Genomic DNA, 25,506 nt, shown 5'->3' with positions numbered 1-25,506 from the left:
CATGCAATTATTATGCTAAATCTACTTACTTGAAAAACTTATCGTTTAATCGCATCAACAATTAACGATGGAAAACCAAGTTTATCACCTTTATTTCTAGAATCATACCTTTTCGAACGGAAAATAACACCGTCGTTTGCATCCCATTCATTGTAATAAAACTGACCATTTTCATCACAATATTCAAGCAAAACTACCTCAAATCCAGCAGTTTCAAACATTTTCGTTAAAGTTTTATAATTATGAACAATTTTATGACTTGCTGCTGGGTGATCTTTCGGACCAGGGCCACCTATTTGAACTATGTTTTGGTACACCTCATCCCGAAAAAATGCATCAGGGACGCCGCACCGAATATGCCCTGTTGGCTTTAAAAATTCATAACAAATCCTAGCTGCTCTTACACCTTCTTCAAACGTAAGATGTTCCCATACATGTTCAGCTAAAATAGCTGAAATAGAGTTGTATTCAAATCTTTCTTCCCAAGTAGCTTTATCTAGTAAGTTAAGTTCATTTTCTTGCGTTTGTATCCATCCAGGATTATTATTAAACACCCCTGCTCCGACTACTACTTTAATTTCGTCTTGTTTTATTGCCATCACCTTCACTTCGTAAACATTTTAATTATTAATATATTCTATGTTTACTATTATTCTACCTTCTAAAATAAATTAAGAAAAAATGGTGATTGCTTTAACAAAAATGAGTTATGGAAACAATTCATGATGCACAATTATTTTTGTACTCTATTCTTCAAACGAATAAGCTGTACTATCTACTTTTATATTTTTCTAAATTTGCGAACTAAAGTGAACACTATACCTGCAAAAACCATCCATAAGCCCATTGTTGTACTATTAGTTGTACTGCCCCCCGTGTTTGGAAGCTCTTTATATGTAGATTCTTTTTTATTGGAATTACTGTTGTTTTGGATATTATCGTTATTACTGTTATTAGTACTACCTTTAGCTTTGCTAGCGTCTGTATCCTTCACTAATACTTTTTGTATTGCATGTACCTTATTACCTACAGAATCTGTGACACTATATATTATTTCAAAAGTACCAACTTTAGTGGTATCTCCAATATCTTTATATACTACTTTAGAAGTAAGATCACCGTCTTCTTTATCCGTAGCTGATACACCTACCATTGGATTGAATTCATCTCCCTTAGTAATTGTAGTTGTAGCAGGTACTTTTAGTATTGGTATGTCATTCTTAACTTCTTCTCTACCTGTGACTGTTACAGTTTGTTTCGCAATTTCTTCATGGCCTTTAGAATTTATAACTGTATACGTTACTATGTAAGTACCGACTTTAGAGGTATCTACTTCCCCCTCAACTTTTACTTTAGAAGTAAGATCGCCGTCTTCTTTATCAATAGCTTTTACTTTTGCCATCGGATCGAATGATTCTCCTACAGTAATTGTCGTTGCAATAGGAACTGTCAATGTAGGTTTTAGATCTGATGTTTCTCCATCTCCCTCTACAATTACAGTCCGTGTTACCGTTGCTTTCCCACCTTGAGAATCAACGACAGTGTACTCCACAATGCATTTGCCTGGTTTAGAAGTGTCTACATCACCTTTATGTTCTACTCGATTTGTTAAATCACCATCTTCTTTATCAATAGCTTTTACATTGCTCATCGGGTCAAACGTATCACCTACACGTAGTGTAATTGTTGGCGGTACTGTTAGCTCTGGGACTTGGTTTGCCTCAGTTTTTTCGTTTTCTTTCACTGTTCCTTTAATTTTTGCTGCATCAAAAGCTTTTTGGACCGTTTCAACCTCAATGGAATTTGCCCCATATTTATTTGTTGCAACTTTAAGACACGCTAATCTTAATTCAGAGAAATTAGAAGTCATATTCAATTCATCAGTATTTGCATAATAGAAAATATCAAACATTTTATCTTCACCAATACCATTTACAGTTACACCGTTATGAGTGCCACCTTGTGCAATTAAATACGCGACTTTATTAATAATACTTGAGTTGAAATGAACGCCCTCATTATCCTCTCCGTTTAAATCACTGTATTTGCTATAATCATCTGGATACGGTACTCCATTAAAGAATTTGACTGAAGATGGATTTTTCATATTACGGAGAACTGATCCACTTTGTTCTCCTATTGTCCAATTAAATTCCCCATTATTTATATATTTCTCAATAGCCGTTCCCATAATATCAGATAACGCCTCGTTAATTGCTCCAGATTCTCCAAAAAATTCAAGATTAGATTCACTAGATGTAACCGCATGTGTAAATTCATGACCCGCTATGTCAAACGATCTAACCATTGGATCACCATATATAAGCATACTAACATTGTTAATATTAGCGCTAAATGCATTCCCCCAATTTTTAGGATCATTTGTTTCTCCAGAATCCCATGCATGTACAACTGAAACTACTTTTTTCCCTTTATTATCAAAACTATTACGCTTATATTTGTCTTTATAAAAATCATATACGTTTGTCGCTAAGAAATGAGCACTTACCGCTTTTGGGTCATTAAATGTTGTTGATGTGCTAGTTGTTAATATACCAGGATAATATTTTTCTTCAAAAGTAATATCTCTATAATTTACATCATACGTCTCAATTCCTTGCCCTCTTGTATAATCAGCAAGCGCATATTTCCCGTTACTTTGTTCAGAAATACCGAATGTACGAGTTATTCCTAAATCATCTTTTCCAGTCCCGGTTAATGATTTAAAATTACTTTTTTTACTCTCCTGAATAGCTTCAACACGCTCTTCATTTACTTTTAAATCTGACTCTTGCACCATATTTTTCAACATATCACCACTATGAGCATCCACTAAATAAGTTCCAGATACATAGTTTGGTGTGGCAGCTGCAAATGTAACTTGATATGCATTTGTAGCTTGCCCACGATTTTCATCAACAAAAATAACTTCCTTAACTTCTGCCTCAGAAATAAATTGAATATCATTTCCGTACTTCGTATAAATATATTGTTTTGCTTCTTCTTTTGATAAATTAATAGGATTCTTTAAATCTTCTTTTTCTAAGTTTTGTGCACTTTCCCCTGAAACACTTTTAATAATACCCTTTTTATCTACATGAGCAGTCAATTGGTGTCCGTATACTTCTTTACCTTCATATATTTGTTGCAAACGCAAAAGTGTAGTCCCATCATATGAACCGCGTTTTTGAAGAACCTTGTAATCTACCCCTTTGTCTCCACTCACTTGTTTTGGAGACAAAGCATGCTCCGTCTTTTCCTTAAGTGCATCTTTCACTACATTCTCTGGCGTTTTTTGTGATGGTTGTGTCAGTTCTCCTGTGCGGAACGAATCTTCTTGAATATCAACTTGCATTTGCCCCGTTTCCTCTGCATAACCTACTCCATATGGCGTTACACTTGTTAAAACCAATCCTGTTGTTAATGCAACTATAGCTATTTCTTTTTTATTTTTCATGTTATTCCCCTCGTATGATTTCCTAAAATATGAAATTACTAAAATTTATACAATCTATCTCTTACATAAAAAGATGACTTTTGTAATCAACAAAAGTCATCTCTTCAATATGTAATATACCTAATATGTTTTTAATATATAATTTCTATATAAAACAGAAAAAGCATTCATTAACGAGCATTTTGCATTACTTTTATTAGGTCATTTATATTTTCAACTTTCTGCTGAAACTGATCAAATCTACTATGTAACAATGAAGGATTCTTATCTTCAGTTGAAATAACTTTTTTTAACTCCTGTTCTAATATATCATATGTATTAAAGAAATTATCAAATTCTACACTTACAAGCTCTTTATTTTCACGATAAAATCTTTTTGTTTCTATATAAGTCATGTATGATTTATTTAAAAAACCTAATGAAATTAAATATTTAGAAGTGTTTTCTTGATAAATAGCAATATCACATGCTATTTTCATATCAGAATAAGTTCTTTGAACGAAAGAATGCAATTCAAAAATCTTAAACTTTAATCCATTATTCATTTCATCCCCTCCCATCCTATCTATTCTACATAAAAAAAGAATATTATACAAAGTAAAATATCAATATAGTACAAAAATAAAAAGCGAAAGAATAACTCCTTCCACTTTTTACAGCAATACATACATTTCATATTGTGCTAACGAATTCTTTTCAAATCCAGTTTTCTTTAAAAATCCTTCTAGTAAATTGTTGTTTGGAAACCCAATTGATAAACTTGATACATTTAAGTTTTCTCTTGCCAGTTGTAATAATCTTGATCCAATACCATGATTTCTATAGTCTTTGTCTACAAAAAGAAAACTAATTTTACCTTGTTCATTCATACATATAGAACCTTTTAAATCATTATCGACATATGCACCATAAAATGTATGATTTGTTTTTTCGATATAATCCATATCATTTTGCCAGTTTATATGGAAGTGTAACCATTTCTGAATTTCAACTTTAAAAGCTGCAAATTCTAATTGTTTTACTTCAATTCCTTTACATTCTTTAAGCATTATTTTAGTCATATCTTTTAAATTATAATAAGATAGATCGTACACTTTTTCATAGCCTAATTTATTATAAAAACGAATCGCCCGGTCATTACCTACAATGACTTCAAGAAAAAGTTGCTTACACCCGTTTTGAATCGCTTCATCTTTATGCAGTTCAAATAACTTTTGACTCACACCAATACCACGGTAATTGGGATGAACTGCTAATGTTCCGCAGCGCATTGTTTTTATGTTTTCATAATCCTTTATCCCACCAAGTATTACACCAACAGATTTGTTATCGTCTAAAGCAAGAAAGGAATGTTGTAGTGAATTCCCTTCTGGCCCAAAGAATCTTTTTATAAAATCTTCTTTTGAAACTTCCATTTTAATAATATAATCTGAAAATCCATCTTTAAAAGCTTCATACACTAAATCTATACTTACTTCACTGCATCTTTTATATTGAATCATATAAAATTATCCCCCACTTACTCGTGTTAAACTTAACGTTCAAATACATAAGATCTACTAATCACATCATACTTTAATTTTGAATTCTACTGCTTAATTTGAAATGAACGGACACTTCCCTACATATCTATCACTATTAATTTGTTTTATAACAAACGGTGCAATATCGCCATTTTGTATTTTAATTCCTGGCATATCTACTAAACTCTCGTTTATACGTCCAATACCATTTCCCTCTATAACAAATGGTAATCTAACAATTGTCCAATCTACTTTACTACTTTGGATAATTTGTAATTCTTTATATTTATCTTGCATCATTTTTGATAAAAAAACTTTAAATAAGGTAGCTCCAATTTTATTTACAATTCCCTTTTGATCTCCTGTAACATTTAAAGAGCCTCCGGAAATTACAATATATCTTTTTATTTCAAACTCCTTCATTGCTTCTAAAATATGCTTCGTTACTGTGCTAAAAATATAAGATTCATTTTTCGGTTGACCTACTGCATTAATTACAGCTCCACACCCTTTAAGTAATTTGCGTATTGAAGCAAAATCACGTGCATCTCCATTAATGATCTCTATATTTTCATTTGTTATTTTGATATTATTAGAATTTCTTGTTAATATTTTTACTTGATACCCCTTATCTAGCGCTTCTTTTACAAGGAATTTCCCGGCTTTTCCGTTTGCACCCAAAATAGCTATTTTATTTGTACTTTCCAATATTAAGCCCCTCTTACTATCTATGATTTACTACATTGATCTCATACACACGTAAAAAAGCAATTAAATGCTCACAAGCTCGTTCACATGCTAACATTTTAAATATTTTTTGTTCCTCTTTCGTTTTATCATTTGCTTGATCTGAAGCAGCTTTTAAACATAAAAAAGGCTTCTTATTGATTTGACATACATAAGCAAAAGCTGCGACCTCTTGATCAACCGCCAATGCTCCATATACAGTATGGAGTAAATATCTCATTTCTGAACTACGGATACGTTGATCTCCAGATAAAAATGTACCGAAATGAATCGGATCATAAGATCGTATTTTTTTTATTCTTCTTACAAGCGATTTTGTTGTTTCGATAGGTGCTGTTCTACCATTATATAAGTTAAAAACATCTTCACCCGAACCAGCAGCAGTGACATCGTGTTGTATTGCGCTCAGTGCCACTACAATATGACCATTTTTCACCTTATGTGATAAACTCCCGCATATCCCTGTCATAAACAACTCATCCGGCTGAAACTCACTAATTAATAATTGTACACAACTAGCACAGCTTACTTTGCCAACTCCAGTTACAACGGAGATAACTTCCAAATTGTTCATATAATGAAAATGAAATTCCCAAGCTGCTCGTTTTTCAATACGTTCACTTGGATAATATTGATGTAAATACGTGAGTTCTGGTTCCCATGCAGATACGATTGCAATACGTTTCATAACACGCTTCACTTCCCCTATTGTTATCATGTAAATACTTTATCTATACTTTCTCGTTCATAATCTGGAATCCAATCTTTATATTTCTCATATAAATTTCGTATTGTTTCTTTATTCTTCGAAATTACTTCACTTCCTCTATCATCATACATAAACATGATAATATCTTTTGTTGCATTTATGAGAAATACATCTGGATAAGAAATTTCTTTTTTGCGTCCTAAACTAGGATAAAGACCTGGTAAATCTTCATGATTCGCTGCTTTAATAAATCTTTTATACTTTATATCACCAGCGAAATATTTTAATGAAAATTGATATGTACAATACAAGGTAGTTTCTTCATCTTCAAATAAAAAAGTATTGTTTTTTGTCTTGTATGATACTTTAAATATCTTTTTTGAATAAATCGACTATATATTTATTTTCTGTGAATTTTTTACATTTCCCTTTTTAAGCCAATAAACATTTACTATTAAAAACACTTTATCTTCTTTTGAAAATATATCTTCAAATAAGTGTTTATTATATGTATGGTACTAATGTAACCCCAGTAAATATTTCATTCATATATTCTTTTAACTGTATTTTATATTCTTTCTACTCTACAATTTCTTTTAACTGCCAATATGCATCTTCTAGCCAAGGATGTATAACTTTCAACGTGTCTTTTCTATCCCACACATATGAAATATATGCAAAAACTGCATGTTCTAAAGATTTTTCTAACCCCTTTTTTACTTCTACTAAGTATGGTGGTGTCCCATTTTGATCCCATTCTAGTTTATCAGCAACAAATAACACTAAATCCATCTTCGTTGCATGTTTACGCAGTGTGGTATGGCAACAAATTGCATTTAAAGTCTCTTCATCATGCACTTTAAATATCTCTTTTGCGATTACTCTCGAAAGTTTTTGATGAATAATCATTGGGAATTTTCGTTCTTCTTCTAATATCTCTATTCCAAATTCTTCAGCAACTACAATCCGTACTTCATTTGGAAAAATTGCACTAATATCATGTAAATATCCCGCAATCGCTGCTTTTTCTTCATCTTCATAAAACATTTTTGCAATTTTCCTCGCCTCATTTGCTACACGAATTGAATGTTTATATGTAGGCTTCTGATTATATTTTAATAAAAAATCTTTAATATCATTTTCTATTTTTCCAGTTGGAGAAAATGAATATATCTCCTTATATAACATAGTAAATCCTCCTTAAAACTAACTTTCAATATAATATATAATCTTAATATCCTTGTGTTTTGTATTCGTTATAAATGTTGTAATCCCTTTTTTAATACGTTACATGAAATTTTATACAGAATCATCGCTACAAGTACATAAATGTTTGATATTATAGTAATGTTAATGATTTGTAAGGAAAGGAACTACATAATGAATAAAAATATATTAATTATTGATGATGATAAAGAAATTGTTGAATTACTTGCTGTTTATTTGCGAAATGAAGGCTATAACATTTATAAAGCATATGATGGCGATGAAGCATTAAAAATGATTTCTACATATGAAGTTGACCTTATGATTTTGGATATTATGATGCCAAAACGAAATGGATTAGAAGTTTGCCAAGAAGTTCGTGAAAATAATACTGTACCTATTCTTATGCTGAGTGCAAAAGCAGAAGATATGGATAAAATATTAGGACTTATGACAGGCGCTGATGATTATATGATTAAACCATTTAATCCATTAGAATTAGTAGCTAGAGTGAAAGCTTTGCTACGACGATCATCTTTCCAAAATGCCACTTCCCAAAAGAATGAAGATAGTATGATTCGCATTCGTTCTGCTGAAATACACAAACATAATCATACCGTTAAAGTAAATGGCGAATATATTAAGCTTACATCTATTGAATTTGATATTTTATATTTACTTGCGAGTAATACAGGAAGAGTATTTAGTTCTGAAGAAATATTTGAACGTGTTTGGAATGAAGATGGTTATGGTTCAAATAAAACTGTAATGGTCCACATTAGTAATTTACGGGATAAGCTTGAAACAGGAATGAATGGAGAAAAATTTATTCATACTGTTTGGGGAGTAGGCTATAAAATTGAGAAATGAAGCATTTGATATATTAAAAGATATCCCGAAATGGAAACTTATTTTTTGGCTCTTATTAGCTATTACACTCACTCCTATTACTGAATTAATTATATATCGCCTCGTTACGAGTGTAATTGAGAGTTCGCTTACGTTAAGCGAACTTGGCAAAGAATTCATTAGAATTTTTGGTTATGAAAAATATAAAGGAATAAAAGAATCTCTATGGATGATGATTGTCTCTTATTTATTTTTATTTTCTATTTTCTCATCCTACCTATACATTTTTTATCGTCATGAAAGAAAGCTTTACTATGAAACTTGTATAAAAAAAATGATAGAAGAGATTCGCTATATTGCAAATGGAAACTTCAATCATAAAGTTTCTATCGTAAACCATAATTATCTAGAAGAGTTAGCAAGCGGGGTTAATCAAATTGTTGAACAATTGAAAGTCTCGATTGATGAAGAAAGACAGGCAGAACAAGCAAAAAGTGAGCTTATTACAAATGTATCGCACGATTTACGCACTCCTCTTACCTCTATAGTTGGATACGTGAATTTAATCCACCATGATAATTATAGAGATGAAGTAGAATTACGTCATTATATACAAGTCATTTACGATAAAGTAACTCGTCTTAACGCATTAATGAATGATTTGTTTGAATATACACGTGTTCAAAATAAAGAATTAAGTTTATATTCTGTCCCTATTGATATTGTGGAGCTTCTTGGACAATTAACAGTTCAATTTCGAATACAGCTGCAAGAGGCTAATATTGATTGTCGCCCCTTTTTCCCATCAAAGAAGCTAATGGTATTAGCTGATGGAGACAAATTAGTACGCGTATTTGAAAATCTAATTATTAATGCTATCGCTTACGGTAACGATGGTGATTATATTGATATTACTGCTTATGAAAGTAATAATATGATCGCAATCGATATAACCAATTACGGCCAACCTATTCCAAGTACCGATTTACCTCATATTTTTGAACGTTTTTATCGCGTTGAGAAATCGCGTTCTACAAACACTGGTGGATCTGGACTCGGATTGGCAATTGCAAAAAGTATTGTAGAGTTGCATAAAGGAACAATTGAAGTGTATAGTGATGACAAAAAAACAACATTCACTGTAAAACTACAACCATATAAATGTTAATACAGCTTAATTTTAGGTCCAATTTCTTACGATATAAGAAATTGGACCTTTTATTTTCCAGTAACATCCAAAATTTAATAATCCTTTATAATTCTTTAGAAATTCTTTACCTTTTCTTTCTTCCTAATTAAGCATTCCTTTTTACAATATTATTATCGATGTCATAATAGGAGGATCGCTTATGCAATTCTTAAAAAAATTCACAATTTTATTATTATCTTTTGTTATTACTGCACTTATCGTTTTATATTTTTATCTTTATGTAAATGGCCCAATTATTCAAGCTAAATCAGCTATTTTAATAGATGCTCATTCAGGTGAAGTTGTTTATACAAAAAATGAAGAAACTCCTATACAATCGGCTACTTTATCTAAATTAATGACTGAATATATCACACTGGAACAACTAAATGAAGGAACTATACAGTTAGATGAAGTAGTAAAAATAAGTAACGAAGTTTTCCGAGCAGAAACGAGTCCTATACAAGTAACTTCGAAAGATAAAACGACGGTTCGTGATTTACTTCATACACTGTTATTGACAGGAAATAATCGTTCCGCACTTGCTCTTGCAGAACATATCGCTGGAAACGAAGATAATTTCACACAGTTAATGAATGAAAAAGCAAAACAACTAAAGTTATCACAACCATCTCCGTTTCTAAACGCTACTGGAATGAATAACGATACAAATAAACTTTCAACTACAACAGCAATTGAAGTTGCTAAACTAGCAACACAATTAGTAACAGACTTTCCAGATGTACTGAACGTTACAAAACTAACCTCTTACCAGTTCACCTTCAAAGATACGAAAGTTTTCAACACCAATAAAATGATATATTCCCTTAATAAAAACATTAAACACCAAGGTGTTGATGGCTTACAAACTAGTTTTTCAACTAATGGTAATTATAGTTTTGTCAGTACAGCAAAACGAGGAGATACTAGACTTATTTCAGTAATATTAGACGCCGAAAATGAAAACAGTACTTTTATTGAAACAAAAAAGTTACTTCAGTACGGCTTTGATCCTTCTTCATACTCTGCACTCCAAGCATTTAAAGATGCTGTTACATCTTGGACAGTTTTGCTTCAGTTTAAAAATTTAATCATACAAACATTATTGATTTTCTTCATTATTACAATTTTAATGTTTTTACATATACGTCAGAAAAAATCCGAGGATTTCAATTAGGAAATCTTCTTATATATATAAAACGGCTTGCATTTACAGTACAAGCCGTTTTTTTAACTATAGTTCTCTTCCAATTAAATTCGCTGAAACAGGCTGAAGATTTAGTTCTCTCGCCCATATAGATAGCTGACCAATGTGATGAATTTCATGTACAATTACATGTCTTAACACTTCACCGTATGTATATGTTTTATCTGTCCACGAAGCTTTTAATATTTTACATTCTAGACTAGATGACCACAACTGCAAAAAATCATCTAATTCTCGTTTATATAAATCAGATAACGCTCTCACTTTCTGGATTGATTGATACTCTTTAAACTGCGGTGCCCGATCTTCTTTTTCTTGAAGCGCATTAATCCAGCTATACTCAACATCAACAATATGAAATAATGTTTCTAAAATACTTCCAACACCACCAACAAGTTTGCGGAGTAATTCTTCCTCTGAAAGTTGCTCACACCACTTAAACCAATCATCTCTTACTTGCCAATTGTATCGAAATAAAGTGTACACATTTATCTCTCCCCTACCTCGATTATCCACTTTACAGCATCTATTATATATTGCGGCTCATCTTTTTGAATACTTGAATACATTTTAAAATCATCAACTTGTACATATCCCTCTATACATTTAACCATGGACGATCACTTCTCTCCGATAAAGTTCTTCTTCAATTTGATTAATTATTTCATCTATAGATAAAGCTCCGTCCAAAACAATATCTGAATTTGGCTTTACAGTATGAAGCGCCTCCAAATAGCCTTTTCTAGCATATGTTATATAATGCTTTAAATCATTATGTATTTCACTCATTGTTTCTTCCTTAAAATCTCGCAAAATTCTTCTAGCCATTGCAATATCTAAAGGCGTATCGATAAATATAGTTACATCAATGAACTGTCGCATTTCACTATTTAAGTATGCAAAAGGATAATCTACAATAATATAATCTACCTTACTATCTCGTATAAGATGCTGAATATCCTTAATTAATGGTGTGAGTACCCATTCATCATAATTGGCTCCATCATCAATCCATTTACAAATATCAGTAGGACAGTTTTCAAAGTGATAGCTATCAAAATATAGTGCTTTTGAATTTGTTAGCTTTTCAGTTAATTTTTCTGTAACTGTCGTTTTACCTCCTCCTGATACAGCTGCAATTGTAATGATTTTCGTCTTTTTATTCATCATTTTCCCCCAATCCCCTTTTAATTAACATAACATAATTATAGAAAACAATTATATTTTAGCTCTCCATTCATATTCTAACATACTCATTTCCCATAAATTCCAATATGTTTCCCCTACTTTTTTCGACTCTCTTAGTAAACCTTCTTTTACAAATCCTATTTTTTCATAACATGAAATAGCCAATGTATTAAAATCATAAACACCAAGCGTTACTCTATGTAGTTTTAATTCATCGAATGCAATATGAAGTACTGCTTTCATCATATGCTTTCCAATAGAACGTCCTCTCATTTTCGTATCACCAACTAGTACTTTACCAATCCTTGTAGATTTATTTATATTGTCTATTTGCCCAAGTGAAACATGACCAACTACTTCTTGAGTCTCTTCATCTATTACTTTGAATGCAAGTGTATTTTCACTTTCTATATATTTTTCTAATTGTTCTTCATTTAGGGGATATGTAAATGCATTTCCTGACCACTGTATTAAAAATTCTTCGGAATCAATCCAGTTTATTAATTGTTTGAAATCGGATCGTTTAAAAGGTTCTAATTTAATCAACTTCATTCTCCTTTCATACACCATTCTATATATCCTCAAACTTATTTCTATATATAGAATATATTCTCCTTTTATACGAAATGAAAATAAAGCCATTCATAAGAATGGCTTCACAAAAAACATAGCCTAATTATGCTACGTTTCCTATGTTAACAATGGTTCAATTGCTTCAATTTTACAAACTGAAATAATTACTGTAACTACGCCAGCACTATTAGCAAGCTTTACAACATCACAAGTGACGGAAGAAACAGTTCCTGCATAATTATTAGTTCCTGTTGTAATGCGCACTGATCTGTTTACTAACTTTCTCAGCTCATCTCTAATTCCTTGTACACAGCAACAGTCACATGCCTTATTTTGCTCTTCATGTTCTTTTTTACACTCTTCAAAAACGTCCCAACAGTCATCCTGTTTACATGAACATTTCTTTCTAGAATTACTATAACGATATCCCATAATCTCACCCCCTAATCATTTCTATTAATATAGTATGTCCACTAACTTTAAAGTGTACGAGGCAAAAACATAGAAAGGAAAAAACAAACACATGTACTAAATTATCCTATATATATAAAAACTGACCTCTAACAATTTAGAGGTCAGTACACATTATACATGCTTTAATTTTATAATTTACTAGACTGCAACCCCTGAATAAACGGAACTACCTCAGGATTTACAAGTGACGATAAATCGCCTAATTCTTTTCCTAAATAAGCGGCTTTAATGACGCGTCGCATTACTTTAGAATTACGTGTTTTCGGTAAATCTTCTACAACGTGAATATCTTTTGGACATAATGCTTTTCCAATATGAGAGTTTACTAAACTCATTAATTCTTTCTTTAATTCACCTGAGAATGTTACATTGTCTCTTAATACTACAAAACAATGACAAACTTCACCTTTTACATCATCTGGTACACCAATCGCAGCAGCTTCTATGACATCATTATGCTTCACAAGAATAGATTCATATTCAGCAGGTCCAATGCGTTTTCCAGCAATGTTTAGCGTATCATCTGAGCGTCCTGTAATAATATATTGTTCACCATCATAAACAACCCAGTCACCATGAACCCATTTATTTTCAAAACGTGACCAATATGTGTTCACATAACGTTCATCGTCTTCCCAGAAACTTTTCGTCATACCAACCCAAGGTTTCTCTAAACATAATTCTCCAACTTCATCACGAATCGGATTGCCCTGATCATCGAGCACAACCGCTGCCATTCCTGGTAAAGAAGCGTTAAAGCTAATCGGTGCAATTGGTTTAATAAGGACGTTTCCGAAAATTCCACCAGAAATTTCAGTCCCGCCTGAATAGTTACAAATTGGTACATTACTTTTTCCAACCGTTTCAAATAGCCACATCCAAGGATCTGGATTCCAAGGCTCGCCTGTTGAGGCGAATACTTCTAAACTCTTAAGCGAATGTTTATTTACATACTCATCACCTTTTGCCATTAACGCACGAATTAATGTTGGTGATATACCGAGATGTGTAATTTCATATTTATCAACTGTCTCCCATAAACGATCTGCTTCTGGGAAGTCCGGAACACCTTCATACATAACCATCGTTGCTCCATTAATGAGAGAGCCAAATAGTAAAAATGGTCCCATCATCCAGCCCATATCAGTTACCCATAATACGCGGTCACCTTGTTTAATATTCATTCCGAACCCCGCATCAAAAGCTGCTTTCAAAGGGAAACCAGCATGAGTGTGTACGGTCCCTTTCGGTTTTCCAGTAGTACCTGATGTATAAATGAGCATTAATGGATCATCACTATGCATTTCTTCAGCATGTACAAATGGCTTTTCTTTTTCTAACGTACTCCATGAGAAATCATAATTATGTGGTGTAAAATCATTTCCTGCATGACGCACGATAACAACTTTTTCAACAGTTGGGCAATGTTCACAAGCTTTATCTACTTCATCTTTTAATGAAACAACTTTACCTCGGCGTGAAAAACCATCTGCAGTAATAATCATTTTAGATCCTGCCGCTTGCACACGTGTCATGACTGCATCAGACGCAAATCCTGAGAATATTGGTGAAATAATTGCTCCAATTTTCATAACCGCTAGCATCGCAACAACTGTTTCTGGAATCATCGGCATATAAATTGTGACACGGTCACCTTTTTCAATACCTGCATGTTTCAAACCGTTTGCAACGCGACTTACCCAGCTATCAAGCTCTTCATATGTAAATGATTTTGAAGTTCCATTTTCCCCTTCATACTGAAGTGCTGGTTGTGTTCTTGTTTCATCGTCTGCAAGCCAGCGTGATAAAACCGATTCTACAACATTACATGTTCCGCCATTATACCACTGTGCAAACGGCGTACCATTTTCTAAATCTAGTACTTCTGTATATGGTTTCATCCATTGATAGCCAACTGCTTTCTCAGCTTCTCCCCAAAACCAAGCTGTCTCTTCGATTGACTTTTTATAAAACGTTTCATAATCTTCATAGCCCAATGATTTCATCCAACCATATAAACGCGTTTTTTCTTTATACTCTTCTGTTGGAAACCAAACTGCTTGTTTCAATGTTTTCCCCTCCTTGACTTTTTGAGCAAGAAAGCCCTAAATAGGGCTTTTAAACTGGATAAACCGGATGTTTACGATCCGTAAATACTTGATATTTACTCATATACATTTCGAATCGTCCTTTTAACTCTTCTCTTAAATTGTTTGGATGAACAATACCATCAATGACCATCTCTGATGCTAAATGGTAAATATCAATATCCTTCTTATACTCTTCGCGTTTTTCAGCAATGAAGCTATCACGCTCTTCTTCTGGTAAAGCTGCAATCTTATTTGCATATACAGCATTGACCGCGGCTTCTGGACCCATTACCGCAATAGAAGCTGTCGGTAATGCTAGGCAGCAATCTGGTTCAAAGGCTGGACCCGCCATCGCATATAAACCAGCACCATATGCTTTACGAACAACGATAGAAATTTTCGGTACAGTTGCTTCACTCATTGCGGAAATCATTTTTGCACCGTGACGAATAATACCAGCACGTTCTACTTTTGTACCAATCATAAATCCAGGTACATCTGCAAGGAATAATAATGGAATATGATATGCATCGCATAAATTAATAAACTTCGCTGCTTTATCAGCTGAATCGTGGAATAATACGCCGCCTTTCATTCGCGGTTGATTTGCAATAATACCAACTGGCTTACCATCAATACGTGCTAAACCTGTTATTAGTTCTTGAGCAAATAATTTTTTTACTTCATAGAAAGAACCTTCATCAATAACTCTATTAATGAGATCTTTCATATTGAAAGGAGCATTTTGATTTTCTGGAATGATTTCTTCTAACGTTTTATCGAATTGTTTCGGTTCTTGAGGTGTAACCAATGGAGTCTTTTCTAAGTAGTTATTTGGAAAATATGAAATGTATTGTCTTGCTTGTGTAATCGCATCTTCTTCTGTCTTACATAAAACATCTCCGCATCCTGATACAGAGCAATGCATACGAGCTCCGCCCATCTCTTCTAAAGTTACCTTCTCACCGATAACCATCTCAGCCATACGAGGAGATCCTAAATACATAGATGCATTTCCCTCTACCATCATTACAACGTCACAAAAGGCTGGAATATAAGCACCACCAGCTGCAGAAGGTCCAAATAATAAACATACTTGCGGAACTTTACCTGATAATTTCACTTGATTATAGAAGATTCTTCCTGCACCGCGGCGCCCTGGGAACATTTCAACTTGATCAGTAATACGCGCTCCAGCAGAGTCAACTAAATAAAATAATGGAACACGTAATTTTTCTGCCGTTTCTTGAATACGTAAAATCTTTTCAACTGTACGTGCGCCCCATGATCCAGCCTTTACTGTTGAATCATTTGCCATTACGCATGCCGTACGACCATGTATTTTACCTGTTGCTGTTACAACACCATCAGCAGGTAATCCTGTTTGTTCACAATTTGCAAATAATGCATCTTCTACATATTCACCATTATCAAATAAAAGAGCTAAGCGATCTCGCACGAATAGTTTACCTTTCGCTTTGTTTTGTTCATGATATTTTGGTGCGCCACCTTGTTTAATCGTTTCAACTCGTTCTTCAAATGTATTTGATTGTTCTTTTTGATCTATCATATTTACTCCCCCTTATACATTGGTGTGCGTTTTTCCTTGAATGCCTGTAATCCTTCTAATCTATCTTTCGTATGGATTACACCTTCATACGCTTGTTTTTCCATTTGTAATCCGGTATGTAAATCAACTTGAATACCGTTTGAAATTGCTTTTTTTGCTAATCGAACGGCAATAGGACCGTTACTCGCAATTTTCTCTGCTATTTCAACGGCTTTCTCCTCAAGTAAATGCGCTGGTACAACAAATTCTACTAGACCATATTCTTTCGCTTCTTGTGCTGAAATACGTCTGCCTGTATAAATTAATTCTTTCGCTCTGCCAACACCAATTAATCTTGGTAAACGCTGCGTACCACCTGCTCCTGGTATAATTGCAAGAGTCGTTTCAGTAAGACCAAGACTTGCAGTGTCTGAAGCAATTCTAAAATCACAAGCTAAACTTAATTCCGTACCACCACCAAGTGCGATTCCATTTATAGCAGCAATAACTGGCTGTGGTAATTGTTCAACCATTTCCATAGTAGTGCGAATCATACTAACAGCATGACGAACTTGTTCTTCATTCATGCCAGCACGTTCTTTTAAATCAGCACCAGCACAAAACGCTTTGTCACCAGCACCTGTTAGAATAACTACACGAGTATTTGACTCTTCATTTATTTGAGTTAAAATGTTTTGTAACTCTTCTAATAAAGCTAAAGATAATGAGTTGGCTTGTCTTTCACGATCTAAGGAAATCTTTACAACGTGAGGTGTTACATAATCAACTGAAATGTTTTGTAATTGTAGCATCTTCTCACCTACTTATCGTTTTATGTTGAAGCGCTCTATACACATGACTCGGTAATTGGATATTTAATTTACTCTGAATAAATTGACTCGCTCTCAATAACTTCTCTTCATCAATATTCGTTTGGACACCTAACTTATGGAGCATATGAACTAAGTCATCAGTTGCAACATTACCTGATGCTCCTGGTGCATATGGACATCCCCCAAGGCCACCACAAGAACTATCAAATGTTGTAATACCATATTCTAAAGACTTTACTACATTCGCAAGAGCCATTCCGTACGTATTATGGAAGTGCATTGCAAACTGCGAAGCATCATATTTCTTTAATAAATGCTCTAAAACTTGCTCTACTTGTAGTGGATTTGCTACTCCGATTGTGTCGCCAAGAGATACTTCATAAATACCGTATGAAAATAGTTGATTACATAATTCGTCAACTGCTACGAGACTTATATCCCCTTCATAAGGACATCCAAATACAGTAGAAACATAGCCTCTTACTTTTTTCCCTTCGAATAATGCCTGTTTTGTTATATCTTCAATTACAACTAATGCTTCTTTAATTGATTTATTAATATTACTTTTATTATGAGATTCACTTGCTGATAAAAAAACATTCACCTCATCTACATTTTGCAAAAAAGCTCGTTCCAAACCATTTTGATTTGGAACAAGCGCTGCATATGTAACATTGGGATCCCTTTTCAGCTCAGAAAACACATCATTTGCATCTGCTAATGCAGGGACCCATTTAGGGTGAACGAATGAGGAAACTTCAACGTACGATAATCCAGCCTCTGTAAGTAGTTGAATCCATTTTACTTTATCTTTTGTGCCAACAATCTTTTTTTCATTTTGTAAGCCATCACGTGGCCCGACTTCTTTAATGACAGCAAAATTAGGTAGTTTCAATTCGCTTCCCCCTATATCTCCCTATTCAATTTCTAGTAATACATCTCCTTCATTTACAAAATCGCCTTCTTGCACATTAATTTTCATAACTGTGCCAGCTTCTTCTGAAACGATTGGAATTTCCATTTTCATAGATTCCAAAATGACGACATCTTGCTCTTCCTCTACTGTATCTCCTACTCCTACAACAATCTTCCATACATTTCCTGCCATCGATGCATATACTTTCGTCATCATTTTTTCCCCCTTAGTATTGTTAAATCTTATTTTTTAACAAGTTGTTTCGTTACAAAACCCGTTGTATAAATACCACTTTTGAACACATCATCTTCCAATACTTGAAGCAGCATTGGCGTGTTCGTTTTAATACCTTCTACTTTTAATTCTTCTAGAGCATCATGTAATTTCGAAATTGCTTCTTCACGCGTTTCACCATGAGCAATGACTTTCGCAATCATTGGATCATAGAAAGGTGTAATCGTTACTTGATTCTCCAAAAAGTGATCGATACGTACATTTGTTGGAAGCGTTAAATTTGTAATTTTCCCAGGTGATGGGAAGAAAGTTTTCGGATCTTCTGCATAAATACGTGCCTCAATGGCATGACCACTACGTTTTACATCATCTTGTGTAAACGATAATTTTTCACCACATGCAATTAGAAGTTGTTGTTCTACAAGATCTAAGCCTGTAATTTCTTCTGTAACTGGATGCTCTACTTGTAATCTCGTATTCATCTCTAAGAAATAGAAGTTCTTCTGATCATCTACTAGAAACTCAACTGTACCAGCATTTGTATACCCTAGAGCTTTGGCAGCTTGTACAGCAACTTCACCCATCGCTTTTCGTGTACCTTCATCTAAAAATGGTGAAGGTGCTTCTTCAATTACTTTCTGATTTCGGCGCTGTACTGAACATTCACGCTCCCATAAATACACTGTGTTACCATGTGTATCTGCTAAAAGCTGAATTTCAATATGATGCGCGTCTGCTATATAGCGCTCTAAATACATTTCTCCGTTACCGAAGAAGTTTTGTGCTCTCGTTTTGTTGCTTTCAAATGCTTTGGTGAGCGTTTGCTCAGTTTCCATCAACTGCATTCCAATGCCTCCGCCGCCTGCGGATGCCTTCAACATTAATGGGTAACCAATTTGTTTAGCAATTTCAATTGCTTCTTCAGCAGTTTCAATATTTGTAGTAATACCCGGAACTACTGGCACATCTGCAGCTTGCATCGCAATACGTGATTCAATTTTACTTCCCATCTTCGTAATGATTTCTTCTGACGGTCCGATAAATACAATTCCTTCTTCTTTACAGCGAACCGGAAAAGACGGATTCTCAGATAATAATCCATATCCCGGATGGATTGCTTCAGCATTTGTCTTCTTAGCTATTTCAATAATTTTTTCAAGGTTTAAATAGCTTTCTTGGACACGCGGCCCACCTACTAAGTAAGCTTCATTTGCCATTTTTACATGCAAGGCGTTTTCATCAGCCCCAGAATAAATAGCAACAGTGCGAATGCCAAGTTTTTGACAAGTTTTCATAATACGAACTGCGATTTCCCCGCGATTAGCAATTAATATTTTTTGAAACATAGTGATTCCTCCTTTTTATCTACATCCTAAATGTCTAGCAATTACGAGACGTTGAATTTCAGAAGTTCCTTCACCAATTTCTAATAGTTTTGCATCACGAATATGTCGTTCTACTTCATATTCACGCATATAGCCATATCCACCGTGAATTTGCACTGCTTGATTTGCAATACGGCTTGCTGCTTCAGATGCGAAAAGTTTTGCCATAGCCGCTTCTTTACCGAAAGGTTTATCGTTATCTTTTAACCAAGCTGCTTTATGTACTAAATTACGCGCTAGCTCTACTTCAGTTGCCATATCAGCTAATTTAAATTGAATCGCTTGGAAATTAGAAATTGATTTTCCAAATTGTTGACGTTCTTTCGCATATTGCAGTGCACGTTCAAATGCAGATTGTGCAATACCAACAGCTAATGCTGCGATTGAAATACGTCCTCCATCAAGTGTATATAAGAATTGTTTAAACCCTTTATTTACATCACCAAGTATATTTTCTTTCGGCACACGTACACCATCAAGTACGATTTCACATGTATTAGAAGCACGTACGCCCATCTTATCGTAAGGGCTTGAAATCGTTAACCCTTCACTAGTAGTCGGTACGATAAATGCAGAAATACGTTTTCTACCATTCTCTTCAACACCGTTGACAGCGGTTACAATAATTGTATTTGCATACTCTGCATTTGTAATCCAACACTTCTCACCACTAATAACATACTCGTCTCCGTCTAATATAGCTTTCGTTTGTGTGCCACCTGCATCAGATCCAGCATTCGGCTCAGTTAATCCGAAAGCACCTAACGTTTTACCTGATGCCATTGGAACTAAATATTTCTGTTTTTGTTCTTCTGTACCGAAATAATAAATTGGAGAAGCACCTAATGAAATTGTTGCAGCGTAACTTAATCCTGTCCCACCACAAGCACGACCAATTTCTTCAACTGCTAACGCGTACGATACTGTATCGCCACCTGAACCTCCATACTCTTCTGGGAATGGGATGCCTAATAATCCTAGTTCGCCCATTTTTTGAAATGTTTCATATGGAAACTCTGCAGTTTTGTCATAATACACAGCTTTCGGTGCGATTTCCTTTTCAGCAAAGTCACGTACCATTTCTTTAATCATTTGTTTTTCGCGAGTTAGAGTAAATTCCATTCCGCTACACACCCCTTATCGAATATTGAGTTTCGACAGCGTGCGAGTTTCTACTACAAACATTACGAATGAAAAGACAAGAACATTAGTTAGATAATTGTTATAATTCTGTCATAATTCAATTTTAAAACAGATTCTGTACTAATGCACAAAAAAATTCCTACATTGTTCTACAACAACATAGGAGTTTTCTTGTCGAATTATGTAATTTTATGTTTAATAATCTCTACCTTTACCTGAATCTGAAATCTCTACTAAAGCTTCAGGATATGGTTCGAAATATGTTTGTCGTAATAAATACTTTTCATCAAATCGAAGCGCCCATGATTTTAAAATTGCAAGTAAGCTACTAAGCGGAATTTTCTTTTCTATATACTTTTGTATTAAATTTAAAAAATGATCTTTTTCTTGTTTTTTCAGCTTTGTTTTAAAGTATCCAAAAATATGCTCACATACATTTACATTTGATGTATAGCGGGGTGTGCGCATAAATAATTCATATAAAGTCTTCTCATAATTTTCAAATACAACTTCAATCTTTTCATTTTTGTGATTTGCAATTATACGCCCTAATTCCTTTTGTTTCACCTGATTATATGCCATAAATAAATATTTATTATCCGACTGAAACGATACAAGATCTTTCATATTTTTATTATGTTTAATCATCTTGTAATATGCGATTGTAAATAGCCTTGTAAAGAAATGCTCTCTAATAATAAAATTCGACAATCTGCCTTCCTCTTCAATAGGAAGATGCGAAAATTTTTTTATTACTGCTCCGCCAAATAAGCCTGGTCCCTTTCCTTTTGCTGGCGCTTTTTCAAAACTAGAATAAATTTTCACATCACGCGTACCACAACTTGGTGAACGATTCTTTAAAATAAAACCATCCACATCCGATATCATTTGTAAAAAGTCATTTGAAAACTGCTCCATTTTTTCAGTTACATCTTCTCGTGTTGACGGTTGCACAAGTCTATTCTCACCATTTTCTTCTACAATTCGTATCGTTTCACGAGGAGTCCCTAATCCAATCTCGACTTCTGGACAAACAGGTATAAATGTAACAAATGGCTGCAAATTTCGTATTGTTACATCCGGAATCATCTCTCCATTATAACGACAAGCATCAAACTCTAAACATTTACTTACAACAATTTTCGGTTTAGCAAATTGCCGCATTTCATTACCTCCTTTGTGCTAGTCCTTACCATATAAATTGTACTAAGTTTAGTATCATAATCAAAGTTTGTTTTATTTATATTTTAACAAACATTTCCAATGACATTTTAACAGTTATTTAACTCTACGACGTAAAGATGTTCACTTTATAAATATGGTTTGATACTGTCATATGAATAATGCACAAAAGAGTTGGAGAATTTAATACGTAAGAAAGGAGGGGAATTTATGAAGAAAAAATTATCATCTATTTTAAGTGTTTTAGCACTATCTATTATGTTTTTAGGTACATCTGCACAAGCTGAATACGATGGAACTAATATGAATAGAGTTAATAACACTGACATTTCAACTCGAGTGAATGACAATAACTTAGACAGAGTTAATAATGATGTGAGAACTCGAAATGTAAATACGACAAATGATTTAAATGATAATCGTGATAGAAATAATAATTGGGCTTGGCTCGGTTTATTAGGACTAGCAGGATTATTAGGTCTTAGAAGAAGAGACAAAGAAGTACGTTAATCTAGAATGTTTTTCGTAAACAAGTACTTATTTATCAAAAATATAACAAATATAAATCGCCTTTTTAAAGGCGATTTATTATTTTACTTAAATGTAACATATGTAATTCATACTTCGACGATTAATTTCGTGGCGTTAATCCGTACAATATAAACTGAATCGTATTTTCAATTTCAGTTTTATCATCCCATTTTTCTTCAGGCAATAATAAAAACCGTGTTAATAATAAACCTAATACAGCTGATAAAGTAAGTCGTAAAACAGTAGCTGGGGGCATTTCAATAATTTCCCCTTTTTCTTGAAAATTTGCAATCAACTTTTTAAAATGTGTAAGTAACTCTGTTTCTACTAATTGTTGTATTTCATTTTTCAGTTCTGGCTGAAATGGCACTTCTTGAATTAATATTTTTATCATTGGAAAATGCTTTTTTGCAAATTCAAATCTATTATGAATAACAACTCTTAGAAGCCCTTCATATGATTCATACTCCGATTTAAATATTTCCTTTGCGAATGTTTGTACGAAAAATGGTGCAGCAAACTTCGTTAATGTCGGCATGACTACTGCTAACAATAAATCTTTTTTTGTTTTATAGTAGCGGAAGATTGTTCCTTCCGCTACACCAGCCCGTTTTGCAATTTCACTTGTTGAAGTTGAAGCGTATCCTTTTTCTCCAAACATATCAACAGCCGCCTCTAATATACGCATTTGACGTTCATTTCGTTTGTCTGTATTTGTTGCGGCAATTAATTCTTCCAGCCAATCCTTCTTCATCTATAATGCCCCTTTGTATCATCATTATATTTTTCGATGTTTCTTTAATGCAAATACATTCCCTATTGCAAATAATATTGAAAAAAGTAATAATACGGTAAGATCTAATGCAATCTCTGTAAATCCTTGATTTCGAATCATCACCTGTCTCATTGCGTCAGCGCCGTATGTGAGCGGAAATAATTTCCCTAACATTTGGAGCCACTTATTCATCGATTCAATTGGAAACAAACCAGAAAAGAATATTTGTGGCACAATGACAAGCGGTATAAACTGAATCATTTGAAATTCATTATTTGCGTATGCTGATAAAAATGTCCCTAAAGTTAATGCCGTTAAAGAAAGCATACATGTAATAAGTAGCGTTAGCCATATAGAGCCAGCTACATACAAGTCTAAAATATAAACTGAAAAACTTACAATTATAATGGATTGTATAAATGCAAAGATCCCAAAACCAATAATATATCCTACAACTATTTCCCATCTTTTAATTGGAGTTGATAATAACCTTTCTAACGTACCGCTTAAACGTTCTCTTACGAAAGACACCCCTGATAAAATAAATACAAAGAAAAATGTAAAGAAACCGATCAATACAGGGCCAAGCCCATCAAACATTGTAAAGTCTTTAGAGCCATGTAAATAATTCACTTCAGGTTTCATTATTGATATATCGTTCTTCTCTGTACTTTTTTGTAATATTTGAAGTACAGCACGATTTTTTGACGAATCACTACCTTCTAATACAATATTCATTTTTCCATTTTCTAAACGAATGACTGCATCTACCTTTTGATTTTCTAGCTCAGACATTGCCTTTTCTGTATTATATTCATAAATTGACGCTTCCTGACTTTTCATCACTTTTACTAACTGAGCGGGCATATCAACAACAGCAATATGCGGTACATAGTCCTTTTGTGTAAACACTAGCGACAATAACCAAAGTAATAACATAGGTGCCCCAAACATCATCGCTAACGAACGTTTATCTCGAAAAAATTGGCGAATAATACGAATGATTACACCGGTAACTCTCATAATTCAGCCACCTCTTCCAACAAAAAGACATCTTCAATCCTTCCTGATGATACCCGCTTTTTCAATTCTTCAGTTGTACCAGTCGCAACTAGCTTTCCTTCTCTAATTAACCCTAGGCGTTCACAAAATTCAGCTTCGTCCATAATGTGTGTTGTTACAATAATGGTAGTGCCTTTCTTTTTCAAATCATAAAATTTTTCCCAAATCGTTTTTCTAAGAAGCGGATCTATCCCCACTGTTGGCTCATCTAAAATTAATATTTCTGGTTCATGAAGGAGTGCTATTGCTAATGATAAACGCTTCTTCATCCCGCCTGAAAAATGCTGCACTTGCTTTTTCATATGTTGTGATAATTGAACAAGATCAAAAACCTTTTCAATTCTTTCTTTTTTATGCTTTCCCTTTAATCCGTACATCGTTGCCATAAAATCTGCATTTTCATATGCTGACAATTCTTCGTATAATGCATCCGCCTGAGCCATATAACCAATTCTTTTCATTTCATTTAAATTAGGCATATTAGTATTATTAACAAGCACTTCACCTTTCGTTGCCTCATTAATACCTGCAATCATTTTAATGAGCGTTGTTTTCCCCGAGCCAGAAGGTCCAACAAAACCAAAAATTTCTGCTTTTTCAACTTGCAATGAAAGATTGTGTAACACTTCTTTTTTTCCAAAACTTTTTGATACAGTCCGTAAAATAATTGAAGGTTGTTGCACG

The 25,506-nt window shown here is 33.7% G+C and carries 27 protein-coding genes and 1 pseudogene; 4 read left to right on the top strand and 24 right to left on the bottom strand.

The window, feature by feature from the left end:
- Positions 1-38 precede the first annotated feature (38 nt).
- The 8 genes from MR070_RS08415 to yqeK form a co-directional block, all read right to left on the bottom strand.
- Complete coding sequence (locus MR070_RS08415; protein WP_242261049.1) at positions 39-599, bottom strand: class I SAM-dependent methyltransferase; 561 nt, start codon at positions 597-599, stop codon at positions 39-41.
- Positions 600-781: 182 nt separating this feature from the next.
- The gene (locus MR070_RS08410) at positions 782-3,457 is read right to left on the bottom strand and encodes a M4 family metallopeptidase (protein ID WP_242261048.1); all 2,676 of its coding nucleotides are present in this window, start codon (positions 3,455-3,457) and stop codon (positions 782-784) included.
- Positions 3,458-3,627: 170 nt separating this feature from the next.
- The gene (locus tag MR070_RS08405; RefSeq protein ID WP_001059031.1) at positions 3,628-4,002 is read right to left on the bottom strand and encodes a hypothetical protein; all 375 of its coding nucleotides are present in this window, start codon (positions 4,000-4,002) and stop codon (positions 3,628-3,630) included.
- A 108-nt stretch (positions 4,003-4,110) separates the two neighbouring features.
- Positions 4,111-4,959 carry a GNAT family N-acetyltransferase gene (locus MR070_RS08400; RefSeq protein ID WP_242261047.1) on the bottom strand — a complete coding sequence of 283 codons (849 nt, stop codon included), beginning with the start codon at positions 4,957-4,959 and terminating at the stop codon, positions 4,111-4,113.
- Positions 4,960-5,052: 93 nt separating this feature from the next.
- On the bottom strand, positions 5,053-5,688 hold the full coding sequence (locus tag MR070_RS08395; protein ID WP_139895427.1) for an SDR family oxidoreductase: 636 nt from the start codon (positions 5,686-5,688) through the stop codon (positions 5,053-5,055).
- A gap of 16 nt (positions 5,689-5,704) precedes the next feature.
- Complete coding sequence (gene mtnN, locus MR070_RS08390) at positions 5,705-6,442, bottom strand: 5'-methylthioadenosine/S-adenosylhomocysteine nucleosidase (protein WP_142285836.1); 738 nt, start codon at positions 6,440-6,442, stop codon at positions 5,705-5,707.
- Positions 6,442-6,747 carry a DUF3885 domain-containing protein gene (locus MR070_RS08385; protein ID WP_242261046.1) on the bottom strand — a complete coding sequence of 102 codons (306 nt, stop codon included), beginning with the start codon at positions 6,745-6,747 and terminating at the stop codon, positions 6,442-6,444. Before MR070_RS08385 ends, mtnN begins: the two co-directional genes overlap by 1 nt.
- Before the next feature lie 268 nt (positions 6,748-7,015).
- Positions 7,016-7,624: a bis(5'-nucleosyl)-tetraphosphatase (symmetrical) YqeK gene (yqeK, locus tag MR070_RS08380; RefSeq protein ID WP_242261045.1), complete on the bottom strand. Its 609-nt coding sequence runs from the start codon at positions 7,622-7,624 to the stop codon at positions 7,016-7,018.
- 192 nt (positions 7,625-7,816) lie between these two features.
- Here yqeK and MR070_RS08375 point away from each other — a divergent pair, with 192 nt between their 5' ends.
- From MR070_RS08375 to MR070_RS08365, 3 genes are all read left to right on the top strand, one after another.
- Complete coding sequence (locus MR070_RS08375; RefSeq protein WP_242261044.1) at positions 7,817-8,512, top strand: response regulator transcription factor; 696 nt, start codon at positions 7,817-7,819, stop codon at positions 8,510-8,512.
- A complete protein-coding gene (locus MR070_RS08370; RefSeq protein ID WP_001243301.1) occupies positions 8,502-9,659 on the top strand; it encodes a sensor histidine kinase in 1,158 nt (385 codons plus the stop codon). The genes MR070_RS08375 and MR070_RS08370 overlap by 11 nt, the downstream gene beginning before the upstream one ends.
- A gap of 181 nt (positions 9,660-9,840) precedes the next feature.
- Positions 9,841-10,857 carry a D-alanyl-D-alanine carboxypeptidase family protein gene (locus MR070_RS08365; RefSeq protein WP_070806074.1) on the top strand — a complete coding sequence of 339 codons (1,017 nt, stop codon included), beginning with the start codon at positions 9,841-9,843 and terminating at the stop codon, positions 10,855-10,857.
- Between the two features lie 57 nt (positions 10,858-10,914).
- Here MR070_RS08365 and MR070_RS08360 read toward each other — a convergent pair whose 3' ends face one another.
- The 13 genes and pseudogenes from MR070_RS08360 to MR070_RS08300 all read right to left on the bottom strand — a co-directional run bounded on the left by MR070_RS08360 (position 10,915) and on the right by MR070_RS08300 (position 22,436).
- Positions 10,915-11,373, bottom strand: a complete 459-nt coding sequence (locus MR070_RS08360; RefSeq protein ID WP_242261043.1) for a DinB family protein — start codon at positions 11,371-11,373, stop codon at positions 10,915-10,917.
- A 2-nt stretch (positions 11,374-11,375) separates the two neighbouring features.
- Positions 11,376-11,444 (bottom strand): annotated as a pseudogene (locus MR070_RS08355) (alpha/beta hydrolase); the annotation flags it as partial.
- A 49-nt stretch (positions 11,445-11,493) separates the two neighbouring features.
- Positions 11,494-12,054 carry a nucleoside/nucleotide kinase family protein gene (locus MR070_RS08350; protein WP_242261042.1) on the bottom strand — a complete coding sequence of 187 codons (561 nt, stop codon included), beginning with the start codon at positions 12,052-12,054 and terminating at the stop codon, positions 11,494-11,496.
- Positions 12,055-12,105: 51 nt separating this feature from the next.
- A complete protein-coding gene (locus MR070_RS08345; RefSeq protein ID WP_041184109.1) occupies positions 12,106-12,645 on the bottom strand; it encodes a GNAT family N-acetyltransferase in 540 nt (179 codons plus the stop codon).
- Positions 12,646-12,765: 120 nt separating this feature from the next.
- Complete coding sequence (exsK, locus tag MR070_RS08340) at positions 12,766-13,080, bottom strand: exosporium protein ExsK (protein WP_000542330.1); 315 nt, start codon at positions 13,078-13,080, stop codon at positions 12,766-12,768.
- Between the two features lie 170 nt (positions 13,081-13,250).
- Positions 13,251-15,191 carry an AMP-binding protein gene (locus MR070_RS08335; RefSeq protein WP_000806464.1) on the bottom strand — a complete coding sequence of 647 codons (1,941 nt, stop codon included), beginning with the start codon at positions 15,189-15,191 and terminating at the stop codon, positions 13,251-13,253.
- 49 nt (positions 15,192-15,240) lie between these two features.
- Positions 15,241-16,782 (bottom strand): acyl-CoA carboxylase subunit beta, encoded by a 1,542-nt coding sequence (locus MR070_RS08330; RefSeq protein ID WP_044792430.1) that lies wholly within the window; start codon positions 16,780-16,782, stop codon positions 15,241-15,243.
- Between the two features lie 2 nt (positions 16,783-16,784).
- Positions 16,785-17,573 carry an enoyl-CoA hydratase gene (locus tag MR070_RS08325; RefSeq protein ID WP_044792431.1) on the bottom strand — a complete coding sequence of 263 codons (789 nt, stop codon included), beginning with the start codon at positions 17,571-17,573 and terminating at the stop codon, positions 16,785-16,787.
- 4 nt (positions 17,574-17,577) lie between these two features.
- Positions 17,578-18,489, bottom strand: coding sequence for a hydroxymethylglutaryl-CoA lyase (mvaB, locus tag MR070_RS08320; RefSeq protein ID WP_000775431.1), 912 nt, complete (start codon positions 18,487-18,489; stop codon positions 17,578-17,580).
- 21 nt (positions 18,490-18,510) lie between these two features.
- On the bottom strand, positions 18,511-18,726 hold the full coding sequence (locus MR070_RS08315; RefSeq protein ID WP_001985297.1) for an acetyl-CoA carboxylase biotin carboxyl carrier protein subunit: 216 nt from the start codon (positions 18,724-18,726) through the stop codon (positions 18,511-18,513).
- Positions 18,727-18,752: 26 nt separating this feature from the next.
- Entirely contained in the window at positions 18,753-20,090 is a 1,338-nt protein-coding gene (locus MR070_RS08310) for an acetyl-CoA carboxylase biotin carboxylase subunit (protein WP_242261041.1), read from the bottom strand.
- A gap of 15 nt (positions 20,091-20,105) precedes the next feature.
- Positions 20,106-21,251 (bottom strand): acyl-CoA dehydrogenase, encoded by a 1,146-nt coding sequence (locus MR070_RS08305; protein ID WP_000397274.1) that lies wholly within the window; start codon positions 21,249-21,251, stop codon positions 20,106-20,108.
- A 216-nt stretch (positions 21,252-21,467) separates the two neighbouring features.
- Complete coding sequence (locus tag MR070_RS08300; RefSeq protein ID WP_001248615.1) at positions 21,468-22,436, bottom strand: YbgA family protein; 969 nt, start codon at positions 22,434-22,436, stop codon at positions 21,468-21,470.
- Positions 22,437-22,664: 228 nt separating this feature from the next.
- On the opposite strand from MR070_RS08300, the gene MR070_RS08295 reads away from it, so the two are divergent.
- Positions 22,665-22,964 carry a WGxxGxxG family protein gene (locus MR070_RS08295; RefSeq protein WP_044792435.1) on the top strand — a complete coding sequence of 100 codons (300 nt, stop codon included), beginning with the start codon at positions 22,665-22,667 and terminating at the stop codon, positions 22,962-22,964.
- A gap of 121 nt (positions 22,965-23,085) precedes the next feature.
- Here the strand turns inward: MR070_RS08295 and MR070_RS08290 are convergent, their stop codons facing one another.
- Genes MR070_RS08290 through MR070_RS08280 form a run of 3 tightly spaced genes read right to left on the bottom strand, consistent with a single transcriptional unit; the run spans position 23,086 to position 25,505 of the window.
- The gene (locus MR070_RS08290) at positions 23,086-23,739 is read right to left on the bottom strand and encodes a TetR/AcrR family transcriptional regulator (RefSeq protein ID WP_242261040.1); all 654 of its coding nucleotides are present in this window, start codon (positions 23,737-23,739) and stop codon (positions 23,086-23,088) included.
- 24 nt (positions 23,740-23,763) lie between these two features.
- Complete coding sequence (locus MR070_RS08285; protein WP_242261039.1) at positions 23,764-24,783, bottom strand: ABC transporter permease; 1,020 nt, start codon at positions 24,781-24,783, stop codon at positions 23,764-23,766.
- Positions 24,780-25,505, bottom strand: a complete 726-nt coding sequence (locus tag MR070_RS08280; RefSeq protein ID WP_242261038.1) for an ABC transporter ATP-binding protein — start codon at positions 25,503-25,505, stop codon at positions 24,780-24,782. Before MR070_RS08280 ends, MR070_RS08285 begins: the two co-directional genes overlap by 4 nt.
- Position 25,506: the final 1 nt, after the last annotated feature.

The organism is Bacillus cereus group sp. BfR-BA-01453, from assembly GCF_022662915.1.
GTDB classification, from domain to species: Bacteria; Bacillota; Bacilli; order Bacillales; family Bacillaceae_G; genus Bacillus_A; species Bacillus_A paranthracis.
This window is presented reverse-complemented; position numbering and strand designations above follow the sequence as displayed.